A 12,253-nucleotide genomic window follows, 5' to 3' on the forward strand; every position below is an offset into this window, starting at 1 on the left:
CCCACAAAAAACTCGCCCGGACTTATCGAGACGGATCGAACTGAAAAGCCGGCTTGATCTCTAGAGGAAGCGGCCCCGATTCCTTGGCACGGTACTTTGAGAACAATTCTGAGTTTGGTTTATCAGGTAGCGTAGCGTGCCAGTCTCGGAGCTTTTGCAACAGTTCATTAGCAACATCAGGATGCGATGAAGCCAAGTTGTTCTTTTCCAGCGGGTCACTGTTAACGTCGTAAAGCTCTAACACCTCAAATTGGGTGCTGACGAGCAGTCGCCATCGGCCATCCAGTACTGAGTAGACAGGACCCTTTGGACTGGGTAGCCCCTTCCAAAACAGTGGATTGTCTCGCAATGTCTGCTTGGTCCCTCGCAAGGTCGCTAACTGACTCTTGCCATCAGGTTGGTAGCCCTCGGGGGTTGTCGCACCAGCGATTTCACAAAACGTTGGTAGTAGATCAACAGCCGAAATCCACGACACTTCATCGATTGCATCCGCGTTGATTTGTCCTGGCCAGCGGGCAATGAATGGAACACCGATCCCACCTTGAAGGATGGATTTCTTGCGTCCGTTTCGGCCGCCTGTCGTCCCGACACTCGCACCGGTGTTGAACCCAACGCCGGTTGCGGAATCGTACATTTCTTTTAGTGGGCGTGGCTTGCCACTGCCAGCGGGGCCATTGTCCGAGCTAAAGATCACCAGTGTGTTGTCGGTCAAATGCAAACGGTCCAGTGCCGCAAGCACTTCGCCAATTCGATCGTCCGCATGCGAGAGAACCGCCGCATAAACATTGTCTGAATCGTCTAGCTCTGGAAATCGCTTGCGGTACTCTGGAATTGAGTGAAACGGCGTGTGAGGTTCGTGCATCCATAGGTTAATGAAGAATGGCTTTTTCGCCGCAGCACTCTCTTCGATAAAACCGATCGCGCGGGTGGCGTCCTCGTGTACCGGCATCTGCTGGCCAGAACAGTTGAACGCTCCATACTCGTCGTAACCATAATCCTTCGGCAACGGTGAATCGGGGATCATGTTATTGGCAAGATGCCATTTGCCAAAATGAGCCGTTGCGTAGCCTGCGGACTGGAGCATCTTGGGTAGAGTCGGCACTTTCGGATCGAGCCAATCCGGCATGACTCGACTCGCGTTACTCTGCACCGTCGCGAAGTGCCCATCGATGTTGTAGCGAGCAGGGAAATGGCCGGTCATCACGGCCGTGCGACTTGGCGAACACACTCCACTCGCCACAGTGAACCGCATAAAGTCGGTTCCCTCCTTCGCGAGACGGTCAACGTTCGGTGTCTTCACATACGGATGCCCGTGACAGCCGAGGTCTCCCCATCCCCAGTCGTCAGCAAAGATAAACACAATGTTGGGCTTGGTAGCACCATCTGAACCGTCGGCCTGCTTTGCTGCGAAGAAGGTTGTCAAAAAGAAAACGCTCAGCACGTGAGCGAGCAGTGTTAGTTTCATTGAGATGCTTTGAGATGGGGATGTGGCAGTGAGCTTCGCATGCGTTTTTTAACGAGTTGTACTTTTGGTGAAGCCCACTATGTCTGCTATTTCGTGATCATCGCCTACCGACGTAGAGTTCGCGGAGCATTGAGCCATTCCTTCAGCTCAGCCGATAACGACTCGACCAGCTCAGGATGGTCCTCGACGACATTTTGTTGTTCGTTGGGGTCGGACTCGACATTGAACAACTCCACGGGCGTTCCGCTGAGAGCGAGCAACTTCCATTTTCCTCGCATAGCGACTTCAGTCGCATATGGTTTGGGTTTTGGATAGTGGCGTTGAATACTCTTGTACAAGTCGAGTTGCCAAAACACGGTTCCCCGAGCTTCGTCGCTTGGTGGGGCCTCGCCTTTCATGTGAGGAAGCAAGCTTCGACCGTCGATCGGCAAATCACTCGGCAGCTCGACTTCAGCCGCCTCGCAGAACGTCGGCAACAAATCATTGCTGTGCCCAAACGCATCGGAAGTTTGTCCAGCTAGAATTTTTCCCGGCCACCGCACGATCATTGGGACGCGAATTCCTCCGTCGTGCAAATCGGTCTTGCCACCTTTCAGATCGCCGATGAACCCTTCAAAGGCTGCTCCGTTGTCGCTCGTGAACAGAACGAGTGTAGTGTCAGCGATTCCCAACTCATCAAGCTTATCTAGAATTTGACCAACTTTGGCATCCATGTGCGCGACCATGGAACGGAAACAATGCTGAGCCTCGCTGATGCCTTCGGCTGCGGTGTCCGACCAATGCGGCTCGGGGGCGGGCTCATAGGGTTTATGAGGAACAAGCCACCACGCGTTCAGAAAGAAGGGCTTGTCCTCGGCAGCGAACTTTTCAATGAGCTCGACAGCAAAGTCTCCATTGGCATCAGTCAAGTGCTTTGAATAATACGCATCGTCTTCAGTGACTCGCCTATCGTTACGCAAGAGCACTGTGCCGCCTTGGCGAAAGAGAGTCCGCTCTCGACCCATGCGACCGCGAACGGGCTGTTGCTCGATCTGTGTTTGATAAAAGTCAAAACCATGTTGGCGCGGGCCGGGTTGGTCGTCCAACCTCTTTCCCTCGGCGTCCACGTGCAGCCCACCAAGATGCCACTTGCCTAGATGTGCCGTGTTGTAACCAGCGTCTTGCAGAAGTTCCGCAACGGTGGTTGCTGACTCTGGTAGCCACTGATTGACGTCGTTGAAATGTTTCGTGATGCCGAATCGCAGCGGATATCGCCCAGTCAATACAGCCGCCCGTGTCGGCGAGCAGACGGCAGACGCAGCGTAAAAACGCGTGAATTTTTTGCCTTCACTGGCAAGTCGATCCAGATTCGGTGTCTTGACGGCAGGACTGCCGAAACACGAAAGATCTCCATACCCGAGGTCGTCTGCCAAAAGCAAAATGATGTTGGGTCTTTCGCTAGACTCTGCCATACCGGTCATGCAATGAAACACGCATACCACAGCAGCTAGTTTCAATATTGATTGCGTACCGATGGTCCAGGTGAACAACGAAAACGAACTTCTTGACATTAACGGTTTCCTCTGCAGGGCTCTTACAAGTCTGATGATTGGATGAATCCATTTCGATCCTTTCCTGTTTATTTCACGCTTATTCAATAGCTCAGTTTCCCACCTTTCGAAGGTTTCTGTCGATCGCTTTTCCACCACTCGTTGGGGCCTTCTGTTTCGATTGCCTTCCAGACTTCGAAGAGTTTTGTTTTCATCTCTGCCGTCTTCTCCGGCATCGACGCTGCGAGGTCATGTTCTTCCTTCCAGTCTTTCTGGATCTCGTAGAGTTGGAACTCTGTCAGCGTATCGTTGCCGACCAGTTTCCAGTCGCCGATCCGCAAAGCGACGCGGTCGCCGGGTGGTGACACGTGTGTTCGCCAGAAGAGCGGCGTTTTTCTTTCGACGGGCTGGCCTGCGAACGCGGACACCATGCTCACGCCGTCGATGGTTCGATCATCGGGAAGCGGGATGCCGGTGATGTCCAGCACTGTGGCGAAGATATCGGTGCCGATGACGGGAACATCGCTAACGGTTCCGGGCTTGATGTGACCTGGCCAACGAACGATGCCGGGCACGCGGATGCCGCCTTCGTGATCGCTACGCTTGCCGCCACGCAAACCGCCGGTGGTGCCACCAAAGTTTGCGACAGGACCGTTGTCTGATGTGAAGAACAACAGCGTGTTGTCGCTGACGCCTTCGTCGTCGAGCGTCTGCATCAACTGACCGAGCGCGTCATCGAGTTGCGAGATGTTGCCCATGTACTTGCTGTTCTCGTGACCGTTGTACAGTCCCGAGAACTTCGCATCGGTCGCGATGGGCGAGTGTGGCTCATGAAACCAAACGGATAGTGCAAAGGGTTTTGTCTTGTCACGCACCTGACTCAACCACCGTGTTGCTTCCGCGGCAACCAAAGGTGCTGAGTAGCCTTGCAGTTCGCCGACGGGTTCTCCGTTGCGGACGAAGTTGTTCGGATTCTTGTGGCTTGGTTCGGCGTTGTTGTGCGTCGCCATCCAATAGTCGTAACCATGATCACCCGGTTGCGGATACTCCGGCGTATTGAACTGTGGCAATGAATTGAGATGCCACTTGCCCACGTGGCAGGTTTCGTAGCCGATCGATTTCAGCAACTTTGGATACGTGATTTCGCTCTTCCGTAAATGAGCTTCGTGATTACCGGACAAGTGTCGATAGACACCATTTCGATAGGGAGTCCGTCCCGTCAAGATCGCTGACCGCGACGGAGAGCAAACGCCGCAAGCCGAATAACACTGAGTGAACTTCACGCTTTGCGACGCCAGTTTGTCGAGATTGGGCGTCTGAATTAGCTCGTGACCGTACGTTGCTGAGTCCCCCCAACCCATGTCATCTGCCAGAACGACGACAATGTTGGGCCGGTTTGATTGGGCATTTGCTACGTGAGCTATCAACAGCACGATGGGTAGCAATGATAGTCTCAAGATGTTTTGCGTTGTGATCATGAAGGATTCTCGTTCGTGATGTTTCTGTCGCGTTTTATGCATGGGACAGCGGTGTGGTGTTCCGTCGCGATTCTATTTAAATTCCATCATAACGCCCAATGAACGGCAGGTGCGCCTCGGCCGTGCGGACGTCGACGCTCAACTTGCGAAAAACTCCTTTGCTGCTCTGCGCGAACGCTTCTGGGCGATCGGCTACGTTCGCCAGAAAGTGGTCCACCGTCTGGCGACGGCGCCTACGAGAAAGATAAAGATGCTCAAAAGCTATCGCCAAACTCATCGGAATTGCCAGTAAAAAACAACCAGTAAGTTGAGGAAGCAATTCGCAGCCAGCATTCGCGAGAACTGGAGCAATTTCAGTCGCCCTATCTATTCGTCCACCCCTCAGTGTCTTCAATGAAAGTCGTATGTCGAGAGCGAATCGCGACGCGACAATGACAATTTGCGACATCCGCGAACGATCATGAGACCTGCTCCTTTCAGTGCTGGGATTGCGTGGGAAGCAGTGGTGCACCAGCTATTTCCCAACGCAAGTCGTTCGCCTTGTCTATTGAAGCGGGGGCCAGACCAAAGATTGGCCTTTCTCAAGTACAATCACTTCGCTCAGTTTGCCCTCCGCATAGATGCGGAAGGCCCCGTTCCGGTTAGCGTGAATCGTCGCTTGAACGAACTTTCCAACGTTCCACTCGATATCGACTTCCAATCCGCCACGCGCCTTCAGTCCGCTGATTTTCCCACTGGGCCACGCAGACGGCAGCGCGGGCAACAGGTGCAGGATATAGGGCGCATCAGCCAGTTTTTCATTCGGCACAACGGGAACAAAATGCTGCGGTTCTTCTGGATCTGTTTGATAGGCCACAAACGCAGCCTCTTCGATGGTTTCCGCATGGTTGTCGATACTGCGAAGATGACTCTGCAGCAGCATCTCGCAAACGCCCGCCGCACCTCCGAAGTTTCCGTCAATCTGAAACGGCGGATGGAAATCGAACAGGTTGGGATAGGCCCGTTGAGATGTCAAAAATTCATAGATCTTGTGCGCCCGATCTCCGTCATGCAATCGCGACCAGAAACAAGTTTTCCAACCTGTGCTCCAGCCAGTGGATTCGTCGCCGCGATGCTGCATTGTCACCAGGGCCGCCTCGTACAGTTCTTTCGTTGTCAACGGCGAGATATCGCGACCGGGATGCAACGCAATTAAGTGCGAGATATGGCGGTGCGTATCTTTAGGGTTGTCCCAGTCCTCTGGCCACTCCTGCAACTGCCCGTACTGACCAATTTTCTGGGGGCAGAGTTTTGGGATCATTTCCTGTAAGGTCTTGCGGAAGACTTCGTCGCGTCCGAGAACCGTGGACGCTTCGATGCAGTCTGTGAATAGACTCAGCACGAGCTGCTGATCCCATGAGGCACCGTAGGCCTGCTTGTTCAATCTGCCGTGTTGCTTGACAAGGTAACTGTTTTCTGGCGACCAAGTCGGATAGACGACCAAAGTGCCGTCCTTCCATGGTGAAAGGTACTCAACAAAAAACTCGGCAGCGCCTTTGATCGTGGGATAGATTTCTTCAAGATACTCACGTTCTTGATTGAAGGCATAGTGATCGAACAGGTTCTGGCAAAGCCAATGCGCGGCCTGCTGGTTGCGACGGCCATGTTCATTCTGCGCCGTGAAACCAAACACGTTGCCATTCAGACCCATGCTCCAGCCTTTGTTGACACCAAAGGTTTCCCTTGCTGTATGGACGCCTGATTGAGCAAGGATCTTTGTCCACTGAGCGAAGGGACGAAACGATTCCGACAGGTTCGCTGGGTCGACCATCCAGTAGTTCATCTGCACATTGATATCGGTGTGGTAGTCGCAGTTCCACGCTGGTTTGAAATCCGCATTCCAAAGCCCCTGCAGATTTGAGGGCACCGGTGCATCACGCGAGCAACTCAACTGCAGATAGCGGCTGTAGTGGAAGTAAAGATTTTCCAGTTCCAGGCTTCCCTTGCCGGACACCAGCGTGTCCGTGGTCAATCCAGACGGTTCAAAATCCAGTGCTAGTCGACAGCGATTCATAAGTGCAGAGACGTCATTGACGTGCGATTCTTTTAACACATCAAACCCAAGCTTGGACGCCGCCGCAATTGCCTTTTCGCAATCCGCTTGATAGTCACGCCCTTTGAACGACGGATACACCGGCAGGTAATCGCAATATCCCGCTAAATAGATCTTCACCTCGTTGGCGCCGGAGATCTTGATCGAGCCATCGGTTTGCGGCGTAATGTCGGCATCCCTGGCATCGACCTGAACAATTTGCATGAACTCAACATCGTCCTGAACCATCTTCGCTTTGCCACTCAGAACGATCCGTTTGTCCATAGACTCTACATGCGTCACCTGATGTTTGGTGGTGGTCTGAATTGACAAGTTCAACTTTGCACCGTCAGCCGTAAAGCGGGCGACGACCACATCGTGCGGATAACTGCAGAACAATTCTCTGGTGAATGTTCCATTTCCAATCGAATAGCTGACGGTTCCCAGACCCGTGCGTGAATCGAGCGAGCGGTGGTAGTTGCGGACCGATGCCGGATCGTGATGGGTGGAAATCAACAGATCGCTGAACGGTGCATAGTTCCCCAGCGGCTCGGTGCTGCTCAAGTATTTCGTTGACAGGCTCTCCATACTGTTCGACTTGGTACCGTAGTTCCCGTCTCGATAGGCTTTCCGAACGGTCTCGAGATCATCTGGTGCAACGATTCGAGTGCTGGACTGCGCCACGACATCCTGTCCACGCTTGGCGTTCATCCACAACGTGATGTCATTGATCAGCACATGCTCGAAATCGATACCACCTGAAAACATGGCTCCCAATCGACCATTTCCCAGCGGCAACGCCGTCTGGATGTAGCCGAGCCCCTTGGGTTTTCCTTTCGATGGCTCTCGCAAATTGTCCATGGCCGGCGCATCGTACCGCAGTACGTAGCGTTCATCCGCTATGGCTAGAGTTGCAAATGCGAAGAGGACTCCCAGTAGAGCTGCCAATTTCCCAATGCTCATTCTGAAAGTCACTTTTGTTGCTGTGGTCGGGGAAAATTCTCTTTTGGCCACTCTCGTCGTGGTCTCGTTCATTGTTTGGCGTCCGTGCTCTCGTTCGTCGGCAACGACAGCGTGACGCAATCGAGACCAAAGAACGTGTCCTTGCTGCTGGAGTTCTTGCCGGCCATCTCAACACGCAACACATACGCATTTTCGACCGGCTCGAAGTCGCCCAGTTCGATCGCCCCGGTCGGGACCGGCTTGGCGGCATAAAGATCAACTTCCTCGCCCGCCGGTTTACCATTCACCGAAAAACGGAGAATGCCAAAGTCATTGGATTTGGTGGCATACAAAGCCAACCTTTCTGCTCCATCACTGGTGGCTGGGATGCGAATTTCGATCGCGTCACCCACCTGAGCACCTTTAAATAACTGATGCGTCCCCAGATTCCACTTGCCCTTGAACTTCATTTTTCTCAAGTCCTGAAACTTCAGCACGATCCCGTCCGGCTTCGACAAAATCTGTTCGGGAATGATCTCGACAGCGTCCTTGAACGAGTCAGCGGACGAGACCGCCGGAGCGTTCTCCGGATCCGGCACTGGCGGTACATTGAGCACCTCGGCGGGTTCTGGTTCGCGGTTAGACTCCGTGTCTGCAAATCCATACCAGCTCATGCCGACGCCATACCCCATCTCGCAATCCGTCCAAGACCACACCTCCATGTCCAACTGCAGCGAACTGCCAAAGGGCATCGTATCCAACGCACGACTACGGCTCTCGACACTGTACCCCAGCGTATTGCGGACCAACGCCTTCGCTTCCGGCTTGCGATTCAATTTATTGTATTTGTGGGCACGTGGTTGAGCATGAAAAGGATGTTCATAGAAGTCAGTGCTAACACCGCCCCATGAATAAGCGTAGTAATCCTCGGTTCCCGTTCCAAACAGAGATGGAAAATCCTCTGCATCAACCCAAATTTTTTCGTCACCTTCGCCCCACCATCTCTCAACCGGATTCATGATCGTGAGTGTATCAGCGACATAAACGCCACGGCCTTTCAACGTGATGTAGTTCCAATCCGAATACGGACGAGTCTGTACGGGATATTGCCCGTGCCAACCAGCATGGAAATACATCGAGCGTTCATCCCAGTCCCAGTCACCGGTTCTAACGATCAACTTGGCGTCCACCGGCGCGGCACTCAGGTTGAGCAGCGAGACCTTGCCGCTGTTCTGATAGGGCATCACCCAGCGACACGTCATTGTCCCATCTTCGGCGACGGTACTCGACCAGCCTTGCATCGGATTCAGACCGATGCCCGTGCCGAAAAAATCTCCAATCGGACACCAGACTGTTTCCTTGCCGTCGAACTCCATCTTCAGCACTACTTGTCGCGTGACATTGGGATCTTCATAGCTGCCTAGCTTGACCGTCAATTCTCGCACCGAGGCCGAGCCTGTGGGAAGATCCAGTGACTGATCGCCATCAGGCAAAATCGTCGCAGAAGTCTCCAGACCTTTCGGTTCGGCCGATCCAGAAGCCTTTTGCTCTGTTCCGCTACCTGGATTCAAGAGCAGCTTGCCCGTTTCTCCAGTCAGCCCTTTCGCCGCCTCAAAGTCCTCCATCGTGAAGGTCTTGACCGGCGTGCCCTCGTCGTACTGCCGATAAGTGATCTGATAGAAGAAAGGCATTTGATCGGTCGTCACTTTGCAGTTCTTCGCAAAGGGAATCGGAAAAAAGTTCACCGCCGAGCGAAGCGATGGATGTGCGAATGGGTACGGGATCAATCCGCTGCCATCGAACATACTCAGCATGTTCCCTTCCAGCACCGGCTCGACATCACCGTCGAGATAAATCCGCAGGTTGATGTCGGTGCTTGCGTTTGAATGACCTCGCCACGGCACCCAAGTGCGCACAATGGCACCTGGCCCCTCGTGGTCCATCAAGACCCATTCTTTTCGTCCGTTGTTTTCCTCGACGCGAACAAAACACTTGTCTTTGTCGCTCGTGTTGTTGTCTTTGTTGTTGAACCAGCCCGCGGGTTCATTAGGGGTCGTTGATGCCCGGTTGTAGCTGCTGTGTTGTTTCAGTCGAAAATTCTTTTCCGGATAGCGAGCCACGGCATCGCGATCGACCATTTCGCGCAACAGCGATTCGACGGAAACCGGCTCTTGTGCTTTCACAACAAGAACAGAAAGAGCCATCACGGCAGAAAAGAAACAGGTTGTTTTTGAGATCATATTGGTATTCTTGCTGTCTATATTTTCAGATCTGTGTCGGTCCAGTAACGCATCCATTTCAGCGTGTGATGAAAACGGGGTCGCACTAGTGATGCACTCAAGCCCCCTGCTACTCGGCGGCCTTTCCTAAGTTCCATCCCAGGTGAAGCTATCGCCTTTGGCTAGCTCGCGTTTGCGAACTTCGTTGCCATAGCGAACTTGCAATGGGGTTCCGTTGAGAGAACGAATCGTGGAGTTCGTCAACTTTCCATCCTTCCACGCGATGTCCACTTCAAAGCCACCGCGGGCTCGCAGGCCTGTACCCAGGACGCGAACTACTGATTAATAAATATCGACCGAATTGGAAGTACAGCGTCTCGAATTGCGGATCATGTTTCCCTTTCTTGATGTCGCGCAGACGCTGATCGGTTGGCTTGCTGACCGCATCGGTTGTCCCCAGGTCGAGTTGCACGCGATTGAATAGCGTCTGGTAGTCGGCGACATGCGCGGCACGCAGATCTTCGTAGGATTTGTTGCTGATCGATTGAAGGTACTTGTCGCAGCGTGCGGTGGCGTTACCTGAAATGTCCGTGGCACTGTTATAGCTCGTCGCCGCAACCACTAGCAGTGTCACGTCATCGGCACCCGATACTTTCAGTTCTCCATTTGCGGACGTGACACTGCCTCCATGGATGACAGGGCGAAGCTGTGCCTCGTAGTCAACGCCGAGTTTGCCTTGCAAAACCAAACGGTTATCGGATGCTGATCTAGCGGATGCGTTTTCACGAGCTAGGCGGGCTGTGAAGTTGATCTTTCCCGGTTGGCTCGCTGCGAGGTGAATCACGATTACTTGGTCCGGCGCACTGACATACACTTCCCGCGTGTACTCGATTCCATCGACGGTGTACTGAGTTCGGTTGATGGCCGTCGTTAGATCCAAATCGCGTCGGTAACTCGAGACTTCATCGGTGTCAGGAAAGTCCAGGTGAATGTCACCAAGCGTCTGATAAGATTTGATCTTCATTGGACGGCCCATCATCGTTTTCCCTGCCAATCGGGTCGCTTCGGCGTTTTTGCCATCGAAAAGCAAACGACGGACTTCCGGCAAAGCCTTGAGTGCCTCTGGATTGTTGTAATCCGTGGGCACTCCGTCCCAGACAGTCTCTTCGTTTAATTGAATTCGCTCGTTATTGACTCCGCCGAAAACCATCGCGGCCAGTCGTCCGTTTCCTACGGGCAGCGCCTCGGTTTCCCATCTGGTCGCCGGTTTGCGATACCACAGCGTCAATGGCTCGTCGGGAGCGGAGGCCTCGTCGACATACGTTTGGTTTGCTTTCGGGTTGCTGCTCTCGTCCACGTCATGACGCGCTGCCCAGGATGTGTCCGCAGCAATCAAGCCGACGACCACGACTGCAAATAGTGTTCGATACATTCCGATTTCCTTTTTGGTAATACTCATTGTCTTGCTCAACGCCACTCGCTTGTAGCGGCGGACAGGTCGCGGAACATCAACGCATCCCACGGCAGCGTGCTATAACTTCGACGGCCTGATCGAGATCGTCTTACCTCTCTCACCCCGTCTTGCCTTCCAACGCGAAAGTCATCGCGTGATCGATTGGCGGCCATGCCGGTGCCCTCGCCTTCCAGAAAATAGTCGACCGCACGCTGGAACATTTCTCGGTCGTCCAAGTAGATTCCCATCGCGATCATGGTTTGCATCATTGATGCATCCCAGTTTCCGTTCGCAGAAGGGTAGAAATCCTTGATGATCGGATACCACACATTGCGGAGCATCGACCGAAATTGCTCTTGATTCGATTCAGGCCACCCGTCCCATGTATGACGCAGAATCTCGGCGGCGTTGCAATACTTCTGCCCTGTCATTCCGATTAGCAATCTGGCGTCGTGATTCGTGACTGTTTTCAGCGTTGCTGACCAAACATCGATGATCCTTGCTGATTTCTGGGCGTAGGCTTCGTCACCCGAAAGAACCCAGCGAAGTGCTAACGTGTATGCTGCCGTACCATCACGGTCGAATTCCGACGACCCGATGTCTGGGTTGTTACTGGGGCCTCGCTCGACATGTGCGCGAGGATCGGGCGACCAATCAAGGCTCGCATCAGGCGACTGCTTGAGTTGATTCCACTCGCTCGTCCACGGTTCTTCCAATGAATCCAGTTTGCTTTTGATGCGTTGGATGCCGGCTCGAGTGTGCGCAATTCCTGGATGAACGAAAGCGGGTTCGTCCGCGATTGCGTTGTGTCGAACAAACAGAGTCAAGAGACACAATCCGACGTAAACTCGCATCAAACGGAAGTTGAATAGGTGAGGTGGTGATTGCAGTTGCATCGTATCAGTTGCAGTGTTAGCGGCGGGATATTGAGGACGTCACAACTCTAGACGAATTGGCGACTAGAAAATGTGATCTCCATTGAAGAACCTGAACAAATTGGTCTGCCGAAATAGTTTGATCTCGGGAACGGCCTACTCCAAACCACACTCTCTTGGCCACTCAATACCGCGTTCTCGGACAACTGAGAATCGCCCAT

The 12,253-nt window shown here is 53.3% G+C and carries 8 protein-coding genes; all 8 read right to left on the reverse strand.

The features are described from left to right. Positions 1–22: 22 nt before the first annotated feature. Complete coding sequence (locus Pla100_RS25765; RefSeq protein WP_146581456.1) at positions 23–1,465, reverse strand: sulfatase family protein; 1,443 nt, start codon at positions 1,463–1,465, stop codon at positions 23–25. A gap of 104 nt (positions 1,466–1,569) precedes the next feature. Further along, complete coding sequence (locus tag Pla100_RS25770; protein ID WP_146581519.1) at positions 1,570–2,925, reverse strand: sulfatase family protein; 1,356 nt, start codon at positions 2,923–2,925, stop codon at positions 1,570–1,572. A gap of 173 nt (positions 2,926–3,098) precedes the next feature. Further along, positions 3,099–4,472: a sulfatase family protein gene (locus tag Pla100_RS25775; protein WP_146581458.1), complete on the reverse strand. Its 1,374-nt coding sequence runs from the start codon at positions 4,470–4,472 to the stop codon at positions 3,099–3,101. Between the two features lie 544 nt (positions 4,473–5,016). Beyond that, positions 5,017–7,578, reverse strand: a complete 2,562-nt coding sequence (locus Pla100_RS25780; RefSeq protein WP_231603596.1) for a glycoside hydrolase family 95 protein — start codon at positions 7,576–7,578, stop codon at positions 5,017–5,019. Beyond that, the gene (locus Pla100_RS25785; protein ID WP_231603598.1) at positions 7,575–9,725 is read right to left on the reverse strand and encodes a glycoside hydrolase family 172 protein; all 2,151 of its coding nucleotides are present in this window, start codon (positions 9,723–9,725) and stop codon (positions 7,575–7,577) included. The genes Pla100_RS25780 and Pla100_RS25785 overlap by 4 nt, the downstream gene beginning before the upstream one ends. Positions 9,726–9,851: 126 nt before the next feature. Beyond that, positions 9,852–9,968: a hypothetical protein gene (locus tag Pla100_RS32520; protein ID WP_390620664.1), complete on the reverse strand. Its 117-nt coding sequence runs from the start codon at positions 9,966–9,968 to the stop codon at positions 9,852–9,854. A gap of 28 nt (positions 9,969–9,996) precedes the next feature. Then, the gene (locus Pla100_RS25790) at positions 9,997–11,136 is read right to left on the reverse strand and encodes a glycoside hydrolase family 95 protein (protein WP_146581460.1); all 1,140 of its coding nucleotides are present in this window, start codon (positions 11,134–11,136) and stop codon (positions 9,997–9,999) included. Positions 11,137–11,171: 35 nt separating this feature from the next. After that, positions 11,172–12,053: an alginate lyase family protein gene (locus Pla100_RS25795; RefSeq protein ID WP_146581462.1), complete on the reverse strand. Its 882-nt coding sequence runs from the start codon at positions 12,051–12,053 to the stop codon at positions 11,172–11,174. Between the last annotated feature and the right edge of the window lie 200 nt (positions 12,054–12,253).

This window comes from Neorhodopirellula pilleata, from assembly GCF_007859915.1.
In the GTDB taxonomy this organism is placed as follows: Bacteria; Planctomycetota; Planctomycetia; order Pirellulales; family Pirellulaceae; genus Rhodopirellula; species Rhodopirellula pilleata.